The organism is Streptomyces iconiensis (assembly GCF_028657195.3).
Lineage (GTDB): Bacteria > Actinomycetota > Actinomycetes > Streptomycetales > Streptomycetaceae > Streptomyces > Streptomyces iconiensis.
This window is the reverse complement of record NZ_JANCPR020000001.1, coordinates 1-20,597: the sequence shown is the minus strand read 5'-3', so window position 1 is coordinate 20,597 and position 20,597 is coordinate 1. Positions and strand designations below refer to the sequence as shown.

Annotated in this window: 17 protein-coding genes and 1 pseudogene; 3 read left to right on the top strand and 15 right to left on the bottom strand. The window is 70.7% G+C overall.

The window, feature by feature from the left end; translation table 11 throughout:
* Nucleotides 1–2: 2 nt before the first annotated feature.
* From mreC to NMN56_RS00065, 6 genes are all read right to left on the bottom strand, one after another.
* Entirely contained in the window at nt 3–941 is a 939-nt protein-coding gene (gene mreC / locus NMN56_RS00090) for a rod shape-determining protein MreC (protein ID WP_274039934.1), read from the bottom strand.
* Nucleotides 942–1,145: 204 nt separating this feature from the next.
* Nucleotides 1,146–2,168 carry a rod shape-determining protein gene (locus tag NMN56_RS00085; RefSeq protein ID WP_274040013.1) on the bottom strand — a complete coding sequence of 341 codons (1,023 nt, stop codon included), beginning with the start codon at nt 2,166–2,168 and terminating at the stop codon, nt 1,146–1,148.
* Nucleotides 2,169–2,486: 318 nt separating this feature from the next.
* Complete coding sequence (gene ndk, locus NMN56_RS00080; protein WP_274039935.1) at nt 2,487–2,900, bottom strand: nucleoside-diphosphate kinase; 414 nt, start codon at nt 2,898–2,900, stop codon at nt 2,487–2,489.
* A gap of 108 nt (nt 2,901–3,008) precedes the next feature.
* Entirely contained in the window at nt 3,009–3,374 is a 366-nt protein-coding gene (locus NMN56_RS00075) for a DUF4233 domain-containing protein (RefSeq protein WP_274039936.1), read from the bottom strand.
* Complete coding sequence (gene folC, locus NMN56_RS00070; protein WP_274039937.1) at nt 3,374–4,891, bottom strand: bifunctional tetrahydrofolate synthase/dihydrofolate synthase; 1,518 nt, start codon at nt 4,889–4,891, stop codon at nt 3,374–3,376. The genes NMN56_RS00075 and folC overlap by 1 nt, the downstream gene beginning before the upstream one ends.
* A gap of 57 nt (nt 4,892–4,948) precedes the next feature.
* Complete coding sequence (locus tag NMN56_RS00065) at nt 4,949–6,220, bottom strand: extracellular solute-binding protein (RefSeq protein WP_274039938.1); 1,272 nt, start codon at nt 6,218–6,220, stop codon at nt 4,949–4,951.
* Between the two features lie 270 nt (nt 6,221–6,490).
* Between NMN56_RS00065 and NMN56_RS00060 the strand changes: the two genes are divergently transcribed.
* Both NMN56_RS00060 and NMN56_RS00055 read left to right on the top strand, forming a co-directional pair.
* Entirely contained in the window at nt 6,491–7,129 is a 639-nt protein-coding gene (locus NMN56_RS00060; RefSeq protein WP_274039939.1) for a TetR/AcrR family transcriptional regulator, read from the top strand.
* Complete coding sequence (locus NMN56_RS00055; RefSeq protein ID WP_274039940.1) at nt 7,126–7,890, top strand: glucose 1-dehydrogenase; 765 nt, start codon at nt 7,126–7,128, stop codon at nt 7,888–7,890. The genes NMN56_RS00060 and NMN56_RS00055 overlap by 4 nt, the downstream gene beginning before the upstream one ends.
* Before the next feature lie 191 nt (nt 7,891–8,081).
* On the opposite strand, the gene NMN56_RS00050 is transcribed toward NMN56_RS00055, so the two are convergent.
* The 9 genes and pseudogenes from NMN56_RS00050 to NMN56_RS00010 all read right to left on the bottom strand — a co-directional run bounded on the left by NMN56_RS00050 (nt 8,082) and on the right by NMN56_RS00010 (nt 19,427).
* Nucleotides 8,082–9,314 (bottom strand): phosphopentomutase, encoded by a 1,233-nt coding sequence (locus tag NMN56_RS00050; RefSeq protein WP_274039941.1) that lies wholly within the window; start codon nt 9,312–9,314, stop codon nt 8,082–8,084.
* Nucleotides 9,314–10,543 (bottom strand): alanine racemase, encoded by a 1,230-nt coding sequence (locus NMN56_RS00045; RefSeq protein WP_274039942.1) that lies wholly within the window; start codon nt 10,541–10,543, stop codon nt 9,314–9,316. Before NMN56_RS00045 ends, NMN56_RS00050 begins: the two co-directional genes overlap by 1 nt.
* Nucleotides 10,544–10,826: 283 nt before the next feature.
* A pseudogene (locus NMN56_RS00040) lies at nt 10,827–11,939 on the bottom strand (aminotransferase class V-fold PLP-dependent enzyme); the annotation flags it as partial.
* A 94-nt stretch (nt 11,940–12,033) separates the two neighbouring features.
* Nucleotides 12,034–13,005, bottom strand: coding sequence for a phosphotriesterase family protein (locus tag NMN56_RS00035; protein WP_274039943.1), 972 nt, complete (start codon nt 13,003–13,005; stop codon nt 12,034–12,036).
* A 63-nt stretch (nt 13,006–13,068) separates the two neighbouring features.
* Nucleotides 13,069–14,475 carry a YhfT family protein gene (locus NMN56_RS00030; protein ID WP_274040014.1) on the bottom strand — a complete coding sequence of 469 codons (1,407 nt, stop codon included), beginning with the start codon at nt 14,473–14,475 and terminating at the stop codon, nt 13,069–13,071.
* Between the two features lie 45 nt (nt 14,476–14,520).
* A complete protein-coding gene (locus tag NMN56_RS00025; protein ID WP_274039944.1) occupies nt 14,521–14,880 on the bottom strand; it encodes a DUF2620 domain-containing protein in 360 nt (119 codons plus the stop codon).
* Between the two features lie 88 nt (nt 14,881–14,968).
* Nucleotides 14,969–15,343 carry a PRD domain-containing protein gene (locus NMN56_RS00020; protein ID WP_274039945.1) on the bottom strand — a complete coding sequence of 125 codons (375 nt, stop codon included), beginning with the start codon at nt 15,341–15,343 and terminating at the stop codon, nt 14,969–14,971.
* A 165-nt stretch (nt 15,344–15,508) separates the two neighbouring features.
* Nucleotides 15,509–16,453, bottom strand: a complete 945-nt coding sequence (gene yhfZ / locus NMN56_RS00015) for a GntR family transcriptional regulator YhfZ (RefSeq protein WP_274039946.1) — start codon at nt 16,451–16,453, stop codon at nt 15,509–15,511.
* A gap of 334 nt (nt 16,454–16,787) precedes the next feature.
* Complete coding sequence (locus tag NMN56_RS00010) at nt 16,788–19,427, bottom strand: valine--tRNA ligase (RefSeq protein WP_274039947.1); 2,640 nt, start codon at nt 19,425–19,427, stop codon at nt 16,788–16,790.
* A 130-nt stretch (nt 19,428–19,557) separates the two neighbouring features.
* On the opposite strand from NMN56_RS00010, the gene NMN56_RS00005 reads away from it, so the two are divergent.
* Entirely contained in the window at nt 19,558–20,577 is a 1,020-nt protein-coding gene (locus NMN56_RS00005; RefSeq protein ID WP_283742472.1) for a hypothetical protein, read from the top strand.
* The last annotated feature ends 20 nt before the right edge of the window (nt 20,578–20,597 follow it).

Genomic DNA, 20,597 nt, shown 5'->3' with positions numbered 1-20,597 from the left:
GGTCAGCTCCTGGGGGCGGCCGGGTCGCCGCCGGGGGTGGCGGTCACAGTCACCGTCGGGGTGGGTTTGGGCTTCGCCGGCTTCTTGGGCTGGAGGACCTCGTCGCGCGGGTTGCTGCGCGGGGGCTGCACGACGATGCCGACGACGTCGAGCTTGGTGAAGCCGACATAGGGGCGGACGCTGACGGTCCTGGTGAGGTCGCCCTTGTGCCGGTTGACCTTGGTGACCTCTCCGACAGGGACGCCGGGGACGAAGGGCTTGTCGTCGCTGGAGCCGAAGGTGACCATCCGGTCGCCCTTCTTCACCTTGGCCTTGCCGTTGAGCAGCTGGACGTTGAGCGCGCCGCCTCCCCTGCCGGTGGCGAAGCCGAGCTCGTTGCTCCCCTCCATACGGGTGCCGACGGTGAAGTCGGGGTCGTTGGCGAGCAGGACGGTGGAGGTGGAGGGGCCGACGGTGGTGACGCGGCCGACGAGTCCTTCGCCGTTGAGCACCGTCATGTCCCGCTTGATGCCGTCCTCGCGGCCCGCGTCGAGGGTGACGGTCCAGGAGAAGCCCTGTGCGGCGCCGATGGCGACGACCTGGGCGCCCTTGACGCCGTATCCCCCGGCGCCCGCGGTCTTGAGGAGCTTGTCCAGCTCCCTGGCGCGGGAGCGGTTGCGGTCGGTGGAGCCGAGCTGCTGCTTGAGCGCCGCGTTCTCCCGTTCCAGACTGCTGATCCTGTTGTGCCGTTCACCCGAGTCGCGGACGGCACTGATCGCGTTGCCGACGGGATCGACCGCCGACGCCACTCCGTTCTCGACCGGGCCCAGTACGGAGGCGGCCCCCGACCGCGCACCGTCGAGCGGAGACCGCTCGCCCCCTCTGAGATCCACCGTGATCAGTGCGAACGCGATGGCGATCAGCAGGACGAGCAGCAGCCGGCTTTCTCGTGTGTCCCTCACGTGCGGCGGCCGTGCCTTTCTCGTGGGGCAGCCCCGCGACCGCGGGGTGCAAGGCGGGGGCCGCCACTGCGATGAACGACCCGTCGCGTGAAAGTCGTGTTCTTCCGTACAGTCGTGTGCTTCGGTACAGCCGAGGTGCTCCGTACAGGTGCCGGAAGGCGCCGGGCGCCGGCGTTGCCGGGGCGCCGGTGGTGCGGGTTCCGCTCAGCCGCGGCGCGGCTGGGCGTCGAGAACCTGCTGGAGTGCCTCGAACTCCTCGACGCACTTGCCCGAGCCGAGCGCCACCGAGTCCAGCGGATCCTCGGCGATGTGGATGGGCATCCCGGTCTCGCGGCGCAGCCGCTCGTCCAGGCCGCGCAGCAGGGCGCCGCCGCCTGTGAGCACGATGCCACGGTCCATGACATCGCCTGACAGCTCGGGCGGGCACTTGTCGAGGGTGGTCTTGACCGCGTCGACGATCGCGTTGACGGGCTCCTCGATGGCCTTGCGTACCTCGGCCGCCGAGATGACCACGGTCTTGGGCAGCCCGCTGACCAGGTCACGGCCGCGGATCTCGGTGTGCTCGTCCTTCTCCATGTCATGGGCCGAGCCGATGGTGATCTTGATGCTCTCCGCGCTGCGCTCACCGAGCAGAAGGCTGTACTCCTTCTTGATGTGCTGGATGATCGCGTTGTCCAGCTCGTCGCCCGCGACCCGGATCGACTGCGCCGTGACGATGCCGCCGAGCGAGATGACGGCGACCTCCGTGGTGCCACCGCCGATGTCCACGACCATGTTGCCCGTGGCCTCGTGGACCGGGAGCCCGGAGCCGATCGCGGCGGCCATCGGTTCCTCGATGATGTGCACCTGCCGCGCACCCGCCTGGGTCGACGCCTCGATGACGGCACGGCGCTCGACGCCCGTGATACCGGACGGAACACACACCACCACACGGGGGCGGGCGAGATAGCGCCGCTTGTGGATCTTGAGAATGAAGTAGCGGAGCATGCGCTCCGTGATTTCGAAGTCGGCGATGACGCCGTCCTTCAGCGGGCGTACGGCCACGATGTTGCCGGGGGTCCGGCCGATCATCTTCTTCGCCTCGGCGCCGACCGCCAGGATTCCGCCCGTGTTGGTGTTGATCGCGACGACGGACGGCTCGTTGAGGACGATCCCGCGACCCCTGACGTACACCAGCGTGTTGGCGGTCCCGAGGTCGACAGCCATATCACGGCCGATGAACGACATGTTGGTTCCCATGGATGCGTCTGGCCTTCCAAGTGGGGCGATGTGGTGTGGAGCTACGGAAGGAGGTGTGTACGCGCCGGTATGCAGGAGCGCGAGGGTTCCATCGTAGACGCGCTTGCTCGAACACGTAGAGACGGTTCCTCCGCCATTGTCAGCGGAACACCGATCGTCCCCCGTAATGGTGACGTCGTGTCGGAGTGATGGGTTCCCCCGAGCTGCCGCGCATATGCGTGGCCACGGCCCGCTCGGAGAGTGACATCCTGTCAGCGCCTGCCCCGGTTCGCACCGGAAGGCGCCCCACGCCCGGTCGTTCGGGGATCAGGCAAAACCCGGGAAAAAAATCTTTGTCTCCCGCTCGGCCGACTCCTCGGAGTCCGAGGCGTGGATGAGGTTCTCGCGCACGATGGTGCCGAAGTCGCCGCGGATGGAGCCCGGGGTGGCGGCGATCGGGTCGGTGGGGCCGGCCAGCGTACGGACGCCCTCGATGACGCGCTCGCCCTCGACGAGCATCACGACGGAGGGGCCGGAGGCCATGAACTCCATCAGCGGTTCGTAGAACGGGCGGCCCTCGTGCTCGGCGTAGTGCTGCTCCAGCGTGGGCCTGTCGAGCGTACGCAGCTCCAGCGCGGCGATACGCCAGTCCGCCTTGCTCTCGATACGGCCGACGATCTCGCCGATCAGACCCCTGCGTACGGCGTCGGGCTTCAGGAGGACAAGGGTGCGCTGGCTCATGGTTGCGGGCTCCTTGGGGTGTACTGCGGGCGCTCCACCGCCGTGCCACTCCGGTGAAGGGGGCATGCGTGCGGTGCGAAGAGGCTACATGGGTGAGGAGCGGTCAGTTCACACAGCGTCCGGCTCAGGGCCGCTCTCGGCGGCGGCCTGTGCGGCAAAGCGAGCCTTCGCCTCGTCGATCTTCTTGCCGAAGTGGACGCTGGCCCACCACAGCCCGGCGAAGCAGGCGCCGAGGAAGAACATCGTCGGAACGACGAATCCGCTGGCGATCAGGGCGATCTGGAGCGCCCAGCCGAGCTGGACGCCACCGGGGCGTGTGATCATTCCGCACAGCAGCACGGTCAGCGCCATGGCCATGCCGCTGACCGTCCAGACCGTGGCCTGGGACAGATCACTCGTCTGCATCGCCACCAGTCCGGCGAAACCGATGACGAAGAACTCCCCGATCAGCGTGGAAGCGCACAGGGTCCGCATCAGCGCTTCCTTCCCCTTCCGAGCAGCATCCGGGCCTCACCGACCGTGATGACCGAACCCGTCACCAGCACCCCGGCCCCGGCGAACTCGCTCTCCTGCTCGGAGAGCGTGATCGCCTCCTCCAGTGCCGCGTCCAGCCGCGGCTCGACCTGCACGCGGTCGTCGCCGAAGACCTCGACGGCGATGCCGGCCAGTTCGTCCACGTCCATGGCGCGGTGGCTGGAGTTACGGGTGACGACGAGTTCGTGGAAGATCGGTTCGAACGCCTCCAGCAGGCCCCTTACGTCCTTGTCGCTGCTCGGCGCGACGACGCCGATCAGACGGCTGAAACCGAACGCCTCGCTGAGTGCCTCGGCCGTGGCGCGGGCGCCGCCCGGGTTGTGGGCCGCGTCCAGGATCACCGAGGGGCTGGTGCGCACAAGTTCAAGGCGGCCCGGCGAGGTGACCGAGGCGAACGCCTCGCGTACGACGTCCACGTCCAGGGTGCGGGCGTGCTGCTGGCCGACGCCGAAGAACGCCTCGACGGCGGCGAGCGCCACGGCGGCGTTGTGTGCCATGTGCGCACCGTGCACCGGCAGGAAGATGTCCGTGTACTCGCCGCCGAGCCCGCGCAGGGTGAGCTGCTGGCCGCCGACGGCCAACTCCCTTGCCGTGACGCCGAATTCCATGCCCTCGCGGGCGACGGTCGCGTCCACCTCGACGGCCTTCTTCAGCACCACCGAGGCCGCCTCGACCGGCTGCTGTGCGAGCACGACCGTGGCATCGGGCTTGACGATGCCCGCCTTCTCGACGGCGATCGCCTCGGGCGTCTCGCCGAGCCGGTCGGTGTGGTCCAGGGAGATGGGGGTGACGACGGCGACGGACGCGTCGATGACGTTCGTCGCGTCCCACGTGCCGCCCATGCCGACCTCGACGACGGCCACGTCGACGGGCGCGTCGGCGAAGGCCGCGTAGGCCATCGCGGTCAGCACCTCGAAGAAGGAGAGGCGGTAGTCCTGGCGGCTGTCCACCAGCTCGACGTATGGCTTGATGTCCTCGTACGTCTCGATGAACCGCTCGGCCGACAGCGGGGCGCCGTCGACGCTGATCCGCTCGGTGATCGACTGCACATGAGGCGAGGCGTAGCGGCCCGCGCGCAGATCGAAGGCGCCCAGCAGTGCCTCGATCATGCGGGCCGTGGTGGTCTTTCCGTTGGTGCCCGTGATGTGGATCGACGGATAGGCGCGCTGCGGCTCGCCCAGCAGGTCGACCAGCGCGGCGATGCGCTGGACGGACGGGTCCAGCTTGGTCTCGCCCCAGCGGGTCGCCAGCTCCTCCTCGACCTGCCGCAGCGCCCTGTCCACCTCGGGATCCTCGGGCCTGCCCGGCACGTCCGGGTCAGGCGGTCCCGCCTGGGCCCGCAGGGTACGGCTGCCGGCCTCGATCACCGCAAGATCCGGGTCTCGGTCGGTCTCCTCCCCGACGATCTCCTCGAACGGGTCTGAATCGGGTTCGTGGGGTTGGGGCTCGTCGCTCACCGGGCCAGTCTACGTAAGGACGCCATCGGCACATGGCGGGCACCCGCACCCGGAGCTCTAGGCGGCGTTGGCCGACTTCTCCGCCGTGTCGGCCGCCACCTGGAGGGAGGAGAGGACGGAGCGGGGGTCCGGGCCCTTCTTGGCGACGGCCTTGCCGATGGAGCGCTGCATCCTGGTCCTGACCCCGGGCCAGGTACGGCGGCCCAGTGGCTGGAATTCGGCGTCCGGCATCTGGTCGATGAACGGTCGCAGCGGACGCTGCGAGGGCTCTGTGCGCAGTGCCTCGGAGGCCGAGGTGGTCACCGGGAGGGTGCCCTGGCCGCCGCCGTACTCGCGGGCCGATTTCACCCCGTAGAGGAAGTTGAGGAAGGTGGCGCACTCCTCGCGCTGCCCGTTCTTCCTGAAGGCCATCAGCCAGTCGGAGAGCCCGACGGGCGGCGCGGCGCCGCCGTGCTCCTTGGGGAAGGGCGCGTGCGCGAAGGGGACCTTGGCCTTCTTCGCCGTGCCCAGGAGCACGGGGTGGGCGTTCATCATGCCGATGGTGCCCTTGAGGAAGCCCTCGTAGGCGCGGGTGCGGGTCAGCGAGGAGGGGTCGGGGCCCGCGAGTCCGTCCTGGACGAGGCGGGTGCGCAGCCAGGTGAGCGCGTGGATGTTCTCCGGCTTGACGAAGTCGTACCCGGCGGTGCTGGTGTAGCCGCCGTTGGCGGCCAGCATCCAGGCGAGGGCCTCGTCCTCGGCGGCCTCGGGGCCCAGCGCGAGGCCGTAGGGGGTCGGGACGCCGGACTTCTTGAGCGCGAGTGCCGCCTCGCGCAGTTCGTCCCAGCTCTGCGGCGGGCCGCTGATACCGGCCTTCTTGAAGAGCGCGGTGTTGTAGAAGAGGCGCGGGGTGCTGGCGAGGAACGGTATGCCGTACTGCGCGAAGTCGACCTCGCCCGCCTTGGCGAAGGCGGTGATGAAGTCGGCCTGTACGGGAATCCGGAACAACTCGCCGGCCGGGTACAGCTCACCGTCCTCGGCGAAGCCCGCGAAGACGTTGCCCTGGGCCAGGTCGGGCGCCTTGCCCTCCTTGACGCGGCGGGCCAGCTCCTTGTCGATACGGGTGAAAGGCACCAGGTCGAGGTCGATCTTGATGTCGGGGTACTTCTTGCCGAACGCGGAGATGAACCCGTCCCACTGTTCGTTGATACCGGAGCCGACGCTCTTGCCGTAGCTCGCGGCGAGGAGGCTGAGCCGGCGCTCGCCGCCCGACCCGCTGCCGCAGGAGGTCAGCCCCAGGGCCGCAGCCGAGGCCACGCCGGAGGCGCCGAGGAGGAACTGGCGTCGATGCAACTTCTTGCCACCCAACGGTTGAACACAGGCATGTACAGGTGCGGCGCGCACGCAGAGGCGCTGCGGATACGCACGGACGCGGATACGCAACGGACGTCCGCGGATACGCACGGACGCGGACGCGCATGGATGCGGACCGCATGGATGTGGCGCGACACGGAGGTTCCGAGCCGCGCCCCGGGCACACAAAAGGGGAGGTCAAGCCCGGTTGCACCAGCGCCGGACGACCCCCGCTGACAGATTGTGCCATGCAGGCATAGTCTGCTGACCATGCCCGTGACCAGTACCTCGCTCACCGAGCGGCGCAAGGCCGCGACACGGACCGACATCGCCCGCACCGCAGCCGCGCTGTTCGTCGCGCGGGGCGTACGTGACACCCGCGCCGAGGACATCGCCCGCGCGGCGGGCGTCGCACCGCGCACCTTCTACCGGTACTTCGCGACCAAGGAGGAGGCCGTCGCACCGCTCTTCGCCGCGGGCGCACGGCTGTGGGTGGACGCGACCCGCGCGGCGCCGGCAGCGCTGCCGCTCCCCGAGGCACTGGTGCACGGCACCCGCGAAGCGCTCTCCCCCGAGGACCCCGCGAACGCGGAGTCCCTGGAGTGGGTCCGCTCGCTCCTGCGGCTGGCCGACGACAACCCCGTACTGCGGACCGTCTGGAACGACGCCTACCACCAGTCCGAGGTCGCACTCGCCGGCGCGCTCGCCGAGCGCGCCGGCGAGGACCCGGAGCGCCGCCCGCTGCCCCTCGGACTGCGGCTGGCGGCGGGCACGGCGGCCACCGCCGTACGCGTCGCCGTCGAGACCTGGGCAGCGGGGGACGCGCCGGCCGACGGTCCGCAGGGTCCCGCCGCGCTCGCGGCACGCTGCATCGAATCCCTGAGCACATCCCCCTGGAGCATCACATGACCGATCTCACCGGCAAGACCGTCCTCGTCACCGGCGCGGCGCGCGGCATCGGCGCCGAGGCGGCGCGGCAGGCCGTCGCGGGCGGCGCGAACGTCGTCCTCACGGACGTACTGGAGGAGGACGGCCAGGCCACGGCCGCCGCACTGGGCGAGCGCGCACGCTTCCTGCGGCACGACGTCACCTCCGAGCAGGAGTGGCAGCGGGTCGCGGAGTACGCGGTCGGCGAGTTCGGCTCCCTCGACGGCCTCGTCAACAACGCCGGCATCTCCACGGGCGCTCCCCTGGAGACCGTCTCCGTCGAGTTCTTCCGTAAGGTCCTCGACATCAACCTCACCGGCGTCTTCATCGGCCTCAAGACCGTCATCCCCGCGATGCGGCAGGCCGGGGGCGGCTCCGTCGTCAACATCTCCTCGGCGGCCGGGCTGATGGGCCTGGCGCTGACCGCCGGATACGGGGCCTCGAAGTGGGGCGTACGCGGCCTCAGCAAGATCGGCGCCGTGGAGCTGGGCACCGACCGCATCCGGGTCAACTCCGTGCACCCCGGGATGACGTACACGCCCATGACGGCCGAGGTCGGCATCCAGCAGGGCGAGGGCAACTACCCCAACACCCCCATGGGCCGCGTCGGCGAACCCCACGAGATCGCCTCGGCCGTCTGCTTCCTTCTCTCGGACGGGGCCTCCTACGTCACCGGCGCCGAACTGGCCGTCGACGGCGGCTGGACCACGGGTCCGACGGTCAAGTACGTGATGGGCCAGTAGGCCGCGTCCCTGCGCCCGCCCGGTTCCTGCGCCCGCCGCCGCCCGCCCGGTTCCTGCGGGCGGCGCCGGTTTCCTTCGTGGAGCGGCGGGGTGGCGGGTGGCGCGGGGCGCGTCCGTTCAGGCCGGGTCCGTTCAGGCCGGGTCCGTTCAGGCCGGGTCCGTCCAGGCCGGGTCCGTCCAGGGCGAACCGTTCAGGCTGCGTCCTCCGCGTGCCGGAGGCGGGTGCCGTTGGCGAGGCCGGCCGGGTCGAGGCCCAGGGAGACGGCCGCCGTGGCGCCGATGTCCGCCAGCGAGGCGGCGTCGGGCAGGAGTTCGCAGGCGGCCTCGCCCGCCCTGTGGATGAGAACCGGTACGTACTCGCGGGTGTGGTTGGCGTGGCCGATCGTCGGGTCGTTGCCGTGGTCGGCGGTGACCACGAGCCGGTCGCCAGGCCGGTCCAGCAGCGAGAGCACGCCCGCCAGACCCGCGTCCGCCTGCTCCAGCACCTGCGCGAACCGTGCGGTGTCCTGCTGGTGCCCGGCGAGGTCGGTCTCCTGGACGTTGGCGACGACGAGCGCGTCGCCGGGGGCCCGTGCCGCCTCCAGGGTGTGCGCGAACACGTCGGCCGTCGGCACGGCGGGGCGGCGCACGGCCGCCTCGCACTCCAGGATGTCCGCCGCCTTGCCCACCAGCGTGACGGGGATTCCGGCGCGTACTGCCAGGTCGGGAAGCTGGCGCGCGTGGTCGATGTGCGCGCCCAGGTGCTGCACCTGGAGACCGCCGTTGCGGTAGACGCCGGTTGCCGGGGTGTCCAGGCCGACCGTTCCGCCGTCGCCCTCCCGTACGAAACCGGCCAGCGGCCCGTCGGCGTTGCCGCCCACCGCGATCACCCGGGCGACGGGCGCCACGGCACGCACCGTGCGCGCGACGGCGAGGATGCCGTCGAACGGGAGGTCCGTCAGGCGGCCCGTGGCGTTCCAGTTGATGCCCGGGTCGGCCTCCAGGTTGTCGTGGACGAGGACACTGCCGTCGACCACGAGCAGCGGCCTGCCGTCGAGCGGTTCGACCTGGTGGCCCGCGGCGCGCAGTGCCGCTGTGACCTCGTCGAGGCGGTCGGCGAGCCGCGCCACGGTCACCCGGCTGAAGTCGGCGCCCATCATGGTCTGGTGCCCCGCGAAGGTGTCGGCTCCCGGGTAGCCGAGTCCGACACGTCCTGCGGCGACGGGCAGGTGGGTGCGGCGGGCCAGATCGGGGTGCGGGTGCACGAGCCCGAGGCCGAGCGCACCCAGCACGGGCAGCCGCAGCGGGCGCCCCAACTCCTCGCGGGCGCGGTCGAGTACGTGCCCGCAGGTGTCGGCCGCCACGTCGCCGGGGCGCAGCGCGCCCGCGTCCGGCATGGCGCCGATCCCGAAGCCGTCGAGGACGACGATGACGGTCCTGCTCATCACAGTGCTCCGTTCCTGTGCTGTGTGCCGTCCCCGGGCCGGGCGCCGCCCCCGGGAGGTGCGCCGTTCCGGGGAAGGCCGCGGGAGTCGTACAGCCCCGTCAGCCGGGGTGTGCCGGACGACAGTCCCTCGACCACGGCGACCGTCGAACGCGTGACGAAGACCTGGGTACGGAACGCCAGCAGCGCGGTCTCGCCCGCGCTGACGCGCGCGCCGGAAGCGGGGGCTTCGAGCAACCGGTAGTAGTCGATGTTCTCGGCGGGCGCCTCGGCGACGGCCAGCCGCTGCCCGGTGCGCGGCAGCAGCGCCGAGCGGATGTGCGACCGCGGGTAGAAGCCGCCGCCGAAGACAGCGGGGCGCCCGTCGGCCAGGGTGTGCGCGACCTCGGTGACGTACACGTACGCGGGCCGCTCCGGCTGGGACAGGTCGCGCGCGTGCAGCGGTGTGGTGCCGGTCAGCGCGTGCCCCGGTTCGCCGTGCGTGGCGCCGAGCCGGGCCAGCAGCGGGAGCGAGGCCGCCGAAGTGGCGCTGGGGGCGCTCAGCTTGAGGTCGCGGTGACCGCGCGCCGCCAGCAGATCGCGGGCCTTGAGCGCGATGTCGAAGTTGGGCGTGGGCTCCGGCGCTCCGGTCGCGGGATCGCACAGTACGCAGGGGAACGCGGTGACCCCGGCGATACGTACGCTGGGCAGCGCCTCGGCCTCGTGCGCGAACGCGTCGAGCCCGTCGAGCGGAACGCCGCCTTCCTGCCCCGGGTAGACCGCTCCCTCGGCCCCTTCGAGCCGGATCAGGATGTCCTGTGTGAAACCGAGGGCGCGGGCCTGTTCGGACACGGCGCGCGCGTTGTCGAGGTCGTAGACGGTGACGGTCTCGGGGCGCAGCGCGAGCAGTTCGGGCAGCGCGCGGTGCGGGATCTGCACGAGGTGGCCCAGGTTCCCCGCGCGTGCGCCCGCCGCGTGCAGGGTGCGTGCCTCGTCGGCGTCGATGGCCGCGTACGCGGGGATGCTGCGCGCGATGGCTCTGATCAGCTCCGGGTTACGGCCGATCTGCTTGACGACGAACCACAGCCCCAGACCGAGCCGTTCGGCCTCCCCCGCGAGGACGGCGGCGTTCTCACCGACGGCGTCGAGGTCCATGACGTAGGTGTCGGGTGGGATCTCACCGCGCCGGTGAAGATCGGCCGCGACATCGGCGAGCCGCGGGTTACGGGCGAGAAGGCTGTCGAGGAACACGTCAGTCCTTTGCGTGGTGCTGCGGTGCGTGGGGGGCGGGGTACGGCCGCGCGCGGTCGGCGGGGGCCGGGCCGGTGGCCGATCGGGTGTCAGGGCCGGTGGCCCGCCCCGCGTCGGGACCCGTGGCCTGACTCGCGTCGGGACCCGTGGCCTGACCCGCGGCCTGACTCGCATCGGGACCCGCGTCGGGACCCGTGGCCTGACCCGCGGCCTGACTCGCGTCGTGGCCCGGTTCCGGCCCGTCCGGCTCATGGCCCGGTTCCGGCCTGTGGCCCGGTTCCGGGCCGTCCTGCTCGTTCCGCAGTGCGGTCAGGGAGCGGCGCAGGATGTCGAGGACCTGGTCGGCGCCTGCGCGCATGGGGTTGACGCGGACCACCCAGTCGGCCAGTTCAGGGCGGTCGTCGAGGGTGGAGCTGGACATCCGGTAGAAGAGCGGGGCGATCTCGTAGCGGGAGTTGGAGCCGACCGGGTAGGGCGCCGCGCCGTAGCAGGCGGCGACCGCGGGGAGCCGGGCCGCCACGGGCTCGGTCAGCCGTACGAGCAGGCACCGGTCCTGGACGTTGGCCAGCCGCGCCTCGGCGACGCCGGGCACCTCGCCCGCTGCGAGCCGTGCCGCTGCCTCCTCGCCCACGCGGGACTGGACGGCCCACAGCACCGGTACGTGGGTGAGGGCACGCAGCGCGTCGAGCGCCTGGTGGCCCTGGACCTGGCCGCCGCCCGAGTAGTTGTCGGCCCGGATGCGCGCGACCAGGTCGGCGGTGCCGGTGACCACGCCAACGCCCTCGGGTCCGTGCAGCTTGAACAGGGAGAAGCAGGACGCGTCCGCGCCGAGTTCGACACCGGATTCGGGCACGCGGAAGACGGCGTAGTTGTCGTCCACGAGGGTGCGCACACCCGCGTCGGCGCAGGCGGCCAGCACCTCGGCGGGGTCGTAGGAGTCCGTGAGCCGCTGCCGGGTGTGCTGGACGTACGCCCACCTGAACCGGCCGGAGGCGAGCGCCGCGCGTAGCTCGTCCGGGTCGTTGAAGTCGGCCTCCACGGTCTCCACGCCCAGCCCGCGCAGGGTGACGGCGGTGCTCCGGTAGACGGGAGCACGGTGGATGAGCAGCGGTTCGCCGGGGCTGACGGCGGCGCTCAGTGCGGCCCGGATGGCGCCGGTGCCCGCTCCCTGTACCAGTGCGGCGTCCTCGGTACCGAAGTAGGCGGCGAGTACGGCCTCGACGCGGGCCGTGCTGCGGGGCCTGCCGAGCCCCGGGACCACGCCGGCGTCCGAGGCGAACAGTTCCTGGCCCTCGAAGTGCGCCGCCACGCATTCCAGGAGCCGGAACTGGCGCGTCACCGCGTCCTCGACCCGCACGGTCGGCAGCGGGAACGTGACGGGGAGGACGGGAGGCACGTCACCGGAAGAGGAAGCGGACCCGGACGGGGAAACGGACCCGGACGAGGACTCGGAAGGGACGGCTGAAGGGGGTGGCGTAGGGGCGGCCATGTCAGATCTCCTCCGGGCTCGCGCCGGTCAGAAAGCGCAGGGGGTTGCGCCGGGTCATCAGGTCGATCAGGTCCTCGTCGACGCCCGCTGCGCGCGCCCGGGGCAGGAACGAGCGGAACAGATGCCCATATCCCTGACCGCCCTCGGTACGCAGGTAGCCATGGCGTGAGATGTCGCAGCTGAGCAGGACCCGGTCCGCGTACCCGGCCTCCAGCAGCGCCAGCAGCAGCCGCAGGCGTACCTCGTCGCTCTGGTAGCTCTCCTTGCCGACGGTGTCGAAGGCGACATACGCGCCGGCCGCGGCCAGCGCACGGTGCACGGCGGGGTCGTCGAGCAGGTCCTGGTGCCCGACGGCGACGCGGTGCGGGGCGAGGCCCTCGCCGGTCAGCAGGTCGAGCTGAGCGAGCCCGCCCCTGCCGAGCTGGGCGTGTGTGGAGACGGACAGCCCGGTCGCCACGGCGGCGCGCGCCGCAGCGCGCAGCGAGCGCGCCTCGGGCTCGCTGGGCGTCTCACCGTGGCTGCCGACCTCGCCGAGTACGCCGGGCAGGATGCCGGTACCGTCCAGGCCGCCGCCGTCCTGCTCGGCCTCGCCGACGAGTGTGCGGGTGAGCTGTTCGACGGAGGCGCCGGCCAGCTCGGGGGTGTGGAACGGCTCGTAGTACCAGCCGGTGGCCGCGACGACCGGTACCCCGCTCTCGCGCGAGATCCGGGCGAGAGCGCCCGGGTCCCTGCCCATGCCTCTGCACGTCAGCTCGATGACCAGCGAGAGCCCGAACTCCTCGCGCAGCGCGGCCAGTTCGCCCGTCACCGCCGCACCGTGCCGGTCGGCACCGAGTACGGCGGCGCCGTCGCCCTTGAGGTCCAGGTCGAGGACCAGGTGTTCGTGGGCGAGCGCCGGCCCCCGCACGGTGGCGGGGGACAGCGGCCCGGTGACGGTCCGCACGAGGGGCTCGGTGGTGTGCGGAGTACTCATGGTGCGGTGCCCTTCTGGCGAGGATTTCCTGTGTGCGGGCCCGGCAGGTCCCGTTCCGGCGGCTCAGCCCTTGATGGGGGTGAACAGATCGAGCCAGTACAGGATGTTGAGCAGCACGCCGCCGACGATCACCGCGGCGGGAGCGGCTGCCATCCGGACGACGGGGCGTCCCATCGCCTCGTTGAGGAGATACAGCCCGCCGACGATGAGAATGCCCAGGCCGCCACCCATCGCGTTGGCCGCCATCAGCGAGCCGAACAGGATGGCCAGCTGGAGGGAGTCGGAGATCGCGTTCCGCAGGTGCTCGGAGGAGTCGCGGACGCTGGGCAGCCTGCCGAGGATCTTGCCGATCCACGAGAGCGCCAGCACCTCCAGCGCGAAGACGGCAGCGCCGACGACCGCGGCCAGCACGGGGTTCGGCATCAGGTAGCCGATGGGGTAGACGAGCGTGAAGCCGGCGATGCCGTACGCACCGGAGGCCAGCGCCGTCGTCGCGATCAGCGGGATGAAGCCGAACACGCGGTAGAAGTCCACCTGCGCCGCCTCGGAGATGTGCCCCTTGGCGATGAGGAAGCTGGTGGCTTCGCCGCCGCCGAAGATATGCATCTGGGCGAGGACACAGACTCCCGCGCCGAGCAGCATGAACAGCGGCAGGTACCGCCGCAGCCGGGCGGCGCTCGCGCTGAAGAGCGAGGCCATCGGATCCTCGGCGGCCTCCGCCTCACCGGCTCCGCCCGTACCACTCGCTCCGCCCGTACCGCCCGCTCCGTCCGCTTCGGCCGTACCGTCCGACTTCTTGGTGAGCGCAGCGGCCAGGTCGGCCTTGCGCTGCCTGAGGTCCTGGGAGACGGCGAGCCCGATGAGCATCAGGACACCTGCGGCCATCGCCAGCGCGCCGGCGAACATGTCCGGCCACACCTTCATCGTCAGGACGACCAGGGCGAGTTCGAGCACGCCCGCGACGCCGCCCCACTTGCGGCCGAACTGCTTGGTGATGGCCAGCACAGGAAACAGCGTGAACAGGAACAGGATCGGCGTGGACATCTCCTGCATGGCCGTCAGGAAGTCCACGGGCAGGTCGTGCGCCAGGTTGTTGGCGCCGCCCAGCGCGAAGACGACCACCGCTCCCCAGGCCGCGCCCAGGATCGGCGCGAGCCACTTCTTGGGTGACAGCAGCCCCAGGATGTCGGTGGGCAGGAACAGCAGCCACGGGTTCAGTACGCCGGTGGAGAGCGCCATCGGCGCACCCAGGCCGAAGATGAACCCGGCCGAGAGCCCGAAGGACACCGCCGTGGCGGCCGTACGGGTGGAGCGCCCCTGGATGAAGTCCAGCATGAAGGGGCGCGTGCCGTCGTTGAAGACGGCCAGTGCCATGTGCGCGACGAACGCGGTCAGCGCGCACAGGGCGATGACGAGCAACTGCTGCGGCAGCGAGAAGTCCAGGGTGGCTCCTGCTGCCAGTGAGGTCATGGTGCTCACGGGGTCACTTCCTCAGGCCCGGGCGGGGATTCCCGGTTACGCGGCTTGCCGCGCGGCGGCGCGGGCGATGAGCGGGGCGACGGCGTCGATCTGGTCCATCGAGAAGCCGAAGACCTTCTTGCCCTCGGCGAGCAGCGCGTCGACCTCCTCCTCGGACGGAACACCGCGGCCGAAGGTGTGGCAGGCGGGCTGCCCCATCAGGCCGACGAGCACCCCGAGGGAGGCGCCCGCGCCGGTGTGGCAGGTGCCCAGGTAGTAGTCGGCCTGGCCGGCGCGCAGCTTCATCGCGGCGTCCATGTCGCTGGAGACGACGACGTCGATGCCGTCGATCCCCAGCTCCTTGATGGCGTTCGCCGTCTCGCTCTTGCCGACTCCACCGGTAAGGATCTTCGTCATGGCTGGTTTCCTCTTTCGGCTCTGATGTGGGTGGTCTCGCGGTGCGCGTTCAACACCGGTCGCGGAGGCGACCGGGTGGCACGTGCGGTCAGCCGGCGACGCGCCGGCCGAGTACGGCCAGGTGCATCGCCAGGAAGTTGATCTCGGATTCCGGCAGTTCGGCGCCGAGTTCGGACCGCGCCCTGCGCGCCGTACGCCGGGCGCGCTCAACGGCCTCGGGGTGACCGGCCAGTTCGGCGGCCACTTCCTCGTCGGTCAGGAACTGCTCGATGGCCTCGCCCGCGAGCAGCCGGGTGAGCGCCATCATCAGATGGCTGGTGAGCATCCCCGCGGTCTTCTCGGTGACCGGGCGCCCCTCGTCGGCGAGCGCGGCCAGCTCCTCGACGACGAAGTCCACGGCTTCCGGCCGCACTTGGCCGCCCTCGCGGAAGAGCTGAATACGTTGTGCGAGCTGGTCGTCCACGGCGGGCTCCTGTCTCCTGGCGGATCGGGAAGGGTGGCCTCGCGGCAACCCTCCACAGAAATCGGGATTCTGGATTCTCGGGACGGAGCGGGCCGCCGCACGGAAGGGCCGTCATCAAAGGGCCTGAACCGGAAAGCGACGCGCGCGGCGTCCGTACGAAGGAGGTCAGTACGACGGCATCCGGTCACCTCGAAGCACTTCGGTCTGCAGAGCCGTCACCCGGGAGAGATCGAGCGCGTCCCGCACGGCGTTCAGCGCGTTGTCGCTCGCCGAGCGGCCGATGACGGCGGCGCTGGAGTTCCGCAGCGCGAGGTCACGGGTTATCTCGTCCCCGAGCGGCAGCACGTCCACGTTCATTCCGACCCTGCCCTGCACCTCGTCGAGGTTCCAGAGGGTGACATCGACCCGGTCCTGCGCGAACAGGTCCCGCAGCTGCATGTACGAGGACTCCACCCACTCGATGTCCGCACGGCCGACGAAGGCCCGTTCGGCGAGAATGTGCTGGTCCTCCGAGGCGTGGTCGACGGCGACCCGGAGTCCCGGCTTCCCCAGGTCGGCGCCCTTCCGCAGCAGCAGTCCGTGTGCACCCACGTACGTGGCGGGCCCGAGGTCGACCACCAGGCTCAGCTCTCCGGGGTGCTCCTCGATCAGCCGGTCGGCGGCGAACCGGGAGAGCACGACGAGGTCGGTCTTGCCCTCCAGCAGCGCCGTGGTCCTGGTCCCCGCGCCTCGCATGAAGGTGAGCGCGAACGGCGTTCCCGCCTCGTCGAAGGCGGTGCGCAGCCCGGTGGCCAGGCCCTCGTACCGCCGCGAGTACGGCAGCGGCATCGCGGCGAGCAGCGTGCCCAGCCCGGACAGCCGCCAGAGCACGGACCTGTCCGAGTGGACGAGGAAGGTACCGAGGTGACCGCGCGCCGCGGTCTCGATGGCGCCGGACTCCTCCAGCAGCCGCAGCGCCGCCTGAACGGTGCCGTTCCCGCAGCCAAGCTGTTCGGCGAGGTCCCTGACCCGGGGCAGACGACTGTCCGGCTCGGACCCCAGCAAGAGGGCCGCGAGCTGGCGGGCCGCCAGTCCGTTGCGAGTGAGGAAACGATCGTCGAAAACGTTCACGAATCGACAGTAACCAGAATCCTGGATATTTGACAAGACCCCTCAGACCGCCGTGACCAGGCGCGACGCAAGGATCCCCGTACGTAACCGAAGCGCTCCCCGCCGCAACGAAACCGACGGCGCCACATGGCCAAGGCCACTACGACACCGCCGGTCAACGCCCCGAAAGGGGCGCGGGGAACTGCGCGATCAACCACAACGAACGGACAGATGGACAACCCACGAACAGGGGCAGAGCCCCAAAGGGGCGCGGGGAACTGCGCGCCCAGCCACGACCAAGCCGCAGCCAACACACAGCGAACCCCGCGAAGCGCGACCGCGCGAAGCGAACCGCTCAGCCCGGCGGCAAAGCCGCCAACTGCGCGCGAATCCGCGCGATGTCCACCTCAGCCACACCCCGCCGGCCCCGAATCTTCTCCACGACGTGGTCCGGCGCCTTGGCGAGGAACGCCTCGTTCCCCAGCTTGCCCGTCGTCTGCGCCAGCTCCTTCTCCGCAGCGGCCAGGTCCTTGGACAGGCGCTTGCGCTCGGCCTCGACGTCGATCGCGCCCGACAGGTCCAGCGCGACGGTCGCGCCGGCGACCGGCAGCGAGGCCGTGGCATGGAAGTCCTCGCCCGCGGGCTGGAGCCGCAGGAGCTGCCGGATGGCGTCCTCGTGTGCCACCAACGAGGTGCCGTCCAGGGTGAGTTCGGCGCGGACCTTCTGGCCGGGCTGGAGCCCCTGGTCGGCGCGGAACCTGCGGACCTCGGTGACGGCGCGCTGGACGGTGGCGATCTCCTGCTCGGCCGCCTCGTCGCGGAAGCCGGAGTCCTTCGGCCAGTCGGCGATGACGACGGACTCCCCGCCGGTCAGCGCCGTCCACAGCGTCTCGGTGACGAAGGGGATGACCGGGTGCAGCAGCCGCAGCACGACGTCGAGGACCTCGCCCAGCACGCGGCGGGAGACCTCGGCCGGCCTGCCGCCCTTGCCGAAGGTGGTCTTGGCCAGCTCGACGTACCAGTCGAAGACCTCGTCCCACGCGAAGTGGTACAGCGCGTCGGAGAGCTTCGCGAACTGGAAGTCGTCGTAGTACCCGTCGGCCTCGGCGACGACCGCGTTCAGCCGCGAGAGGATCCAGCGGTCCGTCGCCGCCATCTCGTCCTGCCCGGGCAGCGGGCCCTCGACGGTCGCGCCGTTCATGAGCGCGAACCGGGTGGCGTTCCAGATCTTGTTGGCGAAGTTACGTGACGCCTTGACCCAGTCCTCACCGATCGGCACGTCGGTACCGGGGTTGGCGCCGTTGGCCAGCGTGAAGCGCAGCGCGTCGGAGCCGTACGCCTCCATCCACTCCAGGGGGTCGACGACGTTGCCGAAGGACTTCGACATCTTCTTGCCGTGCTCGTCGCGGACCAGGCCGGTGAGCTGGATGGTGTGGAAGGGCGGCTCGTCCATGACGTACGTGCCGAACATCATCATCCTGGCGACCCAGAAGAAGATGATGTCGTACCCCGTGACCAGGACATCCGTCGGATAGAACTTCTCCAGATCCGGGGTGCGCTCCGGCCAGCCCAGCGTGGAGAAGGGCCACAGGCCCGAGGAGAACCAGGTGTCCAGGACATCGGGGTCCTGGTGCCAGCCCTCGCCGCCGGGCGGCTCCTCGTCGGGGCCGACGCACACGACCTCGCCCTCGGGGCCGTACCAGACCGGGATCCGGTGGCCCCACCACAGCTGGCGGGAGATCGTCCAGTCGTGCATGTTGTCGACCCAGTCGAAGTACCGGGACGACATGTCGGCGGGATGGATCCGCGTACGTCCGTCGCGGACCGCGTCGCCCGCCTTCTTGGCCAGCGGCGCGACCTTGACCCACCACTGCATGGACAGCCGGGGCTCGATGGTCGTCTTGCAGCGCGAGCAGTGCCCGACGCTGTGCACGTAGGGCCGCTTCTCCGCGACGATCCTGCCCTGCTCGCGCAGCGCGGCCACGATGGCGGAACGCGCCTCGAAGCGGTCCAGGCCCTCGAAGGGGCCGTGCGCCGTGATCACGCCGCGCTCGTCGAGGACGGACAGGAACGGCAGGTCGTGGCGGCGGCCGATCTCGAAGTCGTTCGGGTCGTGTGCCGGGGTGACCTTGACGGCGCCTGTGCCGAACTCCGGGTCGACGTGCGCGTCGGCGACGACGGGGATCGTACGGTCGGTGAGCGGCAGCTTGATGCGCTTGCCGATGAGGTGCGCGTAGCGCTCGTCGTCCGGGTGGACGGCCACCGCGGTGTCCCCGAGCATCGTCTCAGCGCGCGTCGTGGCGACGACGACGGTCTGGTCGCCCTCGCCGTACTTCAGCGAGACCAGCTCGCCGTCGTCCTCCTGGTACTCGACCTCGATGTCGGAGATCGCGGTCAGGCAGCGCGGGCACCAGTTGATGATCCGCTCGGCGCGGTAGATCAGCCCGTCCTCGTACATCTTCTTGAAGACGGTCTGGACCGCGCGGGAGAGGCCGGCGTCCATGGTGAAGCGCTCGCGGCTCCAGTCGACGCCGTCGCCGAGGCGGCGCATCTGGCCGAGGATCTTGCCGCCGTACTCTTCCTTCCACTGCCAGACGCGCTCGACGAACGCCTCCCTGCCGAGGTCCTGACGGGACTTGCCCTCCTCGGCGAGCTGCTGCTCGACCTTGTTCTGCGTCGCGATACCGGCGTGGTCCATGCCGGGCAGCCACAGCGCTTCGTAGCCCTGCATGCGCTTACGGCGCGTGAGCGCGTCCATCATCGTGTGCTGGAAGGCGTGCCCCAGGTGGAGCGAGCCCGTGACGTTCGGCGGGGGGATGACGATCGTGTACGGCGTCCTGTCGCTCTTCGTGTCCGCCGCGAAGTAGCCCCGCTCCACCCAGCGCTCGTACAGCGTCTCCTCTACCTCGGCCGGCGCGTACTGGGTCGGCAGGTTGGCGGGGGATGCTGTGTGCGGCCCGTTTGGTTCCGGGCTCTGCTGAGAGTTGTCGGTCACGACGGCCAGTGTACGGGCGGGAATGTAGCGGTCTCGAATCGGTTTATGGACCGGTGCAGCGCTCCCCTGTGCCATCCGTCAGGATGAGCGGTGCGCATTCGAGGAGACTTCACGGAGGGGAAGCGCCGCCATGAGTGACAACCAGCCCGGACCTTACGGCCAACAGCCGCAACAGCCCGGTCCTTACGGGCAGCCGGGCCCGTACGGGCAGCCCCCGCAGCAGCCGGGCGGTCCCAACCCGTACGGCGGCGCCCAGGGTCAGCCCGGATACGGATACCCCCCGCAGCAGCCCGGCCAGCCCGGCATGCCGCCGCCCCCGCAGGGCCAGCCCGGTATGCCGCCGCCGCAGGGCCAGCCCGGATACGGGTACCCGGGCCAGCCGGGTCAGCCGGGCCCCTATGGTCAGCAGCAGCCCGGGATGCCGATGCCGCCGCAGAACAGCGGCGGCGGCAAGGGCAAGACGATAGGCATCGTCGTCGGCGCTCTCGTGCTGGTCGGCGCCGTCATCGGCGGCGTCCTCTACTTCACGGGCGACGACGACGGCAAGGGCGGCGGAACCGTCGCTTCGGACGGCAAGAAGTACAAGCTGACGACGCCGCAGACGGTCGCGGGAGAGTTCGACAAGGTACCGGGCAAGGGCTCTTCGGGCGGCTTCAGTCAGAGCGACGTCGCCCAGTTCGAGAAGTTCGGCGTGCAGAACCCGAAGCAGGTGTCCGCCGCCTACAAGAGCGGCGAGGGCGTCGACACGAAGCAGCTCCAGTTCGGCGGTGTCTACGGCGACATCAAGAACCCGGAGGCCGTCGTCGACGCGGCGCTCATGATGGTCGCCAACGAGGCCAAGAAGGACCCGAACACGGGCGGCGGCGGCAAGGCCGAACTGGACGGTGAGGCCGAGACGGTGAAGCCCGCGGGGCTCGGGGACGACGCCGTGATGAAGTGCCAGAAGGTGAAGTTCACCCCGGCAGCGGGCGCCACCTCCGGGATGAAGGGCTTCACCATGCCGTTCTGCATGTGGGGCGACAACAGCACCGTCGGCTTCGTGGTCGTGGCCTCCTCGGCCGCCGTCATCAGCGGCGCTGACACCCCCGTCGCGGAGGCCGGCGCCACGACGGCGAAGGTCCGCCAGGACACCCGCGTCGAGATCAAGTGACCAGCAACTGACGCCACGGT

Coding starts and splice junctions, on each gene's coding strand:
- NMN56_RS00025 (WP_274039944.1), bottom strand. CDS start 14,880: ATGACGAAGATCCTTACCGGTGGAGTCGGCAAGAGCGAGACGGCGAAC.
- NMN56_RS00060 (WP_274039939.1), top strand. CDS start 6,491: ATGCCCGTGACCAGTACCTCGCTCACCGAGCGGCGCAAGGCCGCGACA.
- NMN56_RS00055 (WP_274039940.1), top strand. CDS start 7,126: ATGACCGATCTCACCGGCAAGACCGTCCTCGTCACCGGCGCGGCGCGC.
- NMN56_RS00030 (WP_274040014.1), bottom strand. CDS start 14,475: ATGACCTCACTGGCAGCAGGAGCCACCCTGGACTTCTCGCTGCCGCAG.
- NMN56_RS00085 (WP_274040013.1), bottom strand. CDS start 2,168: ATGTCGTTCATCGGCCGTGATATGGCTGTCGACCTCGGGACCGCCAAC.
- NMN56_RS00050 (WP_274039941.1), bottom strand. CDS start 9,314: ATGAGCAGGACCGTCATCGTCGTCCTCGACGGCTTCGGGATCGGCGCC.
- NMN56_RS00005 (WP_283742472.1), top strand. CDS start 19,558: ATGAGTGACAACCAGCCCGGACCTTACGGCCAACAGCCGCAACAGCCC.
- ndk (WP_274039935.1), bottom strand. CDS start 2,900: ATGAGCCAGCGCACCCTTGTCCTCCTGAAGCCCGACGCCGTACGCAGG.
- NMN56_RS00035 (WP_274039943.1), bottom strand. CDS start 13,005: ATGAGTACTCCGCACACCACCGAGCCCCTCGTGCGGACCGTCACCGGG.
- NMN56_RS00075 (WP_274039936.1), bottom strand. CDS start 3,374: ATGCGGACCCTGTGCGCTTCCACGCTGATCGGGGAGTTCTTCGTCATC.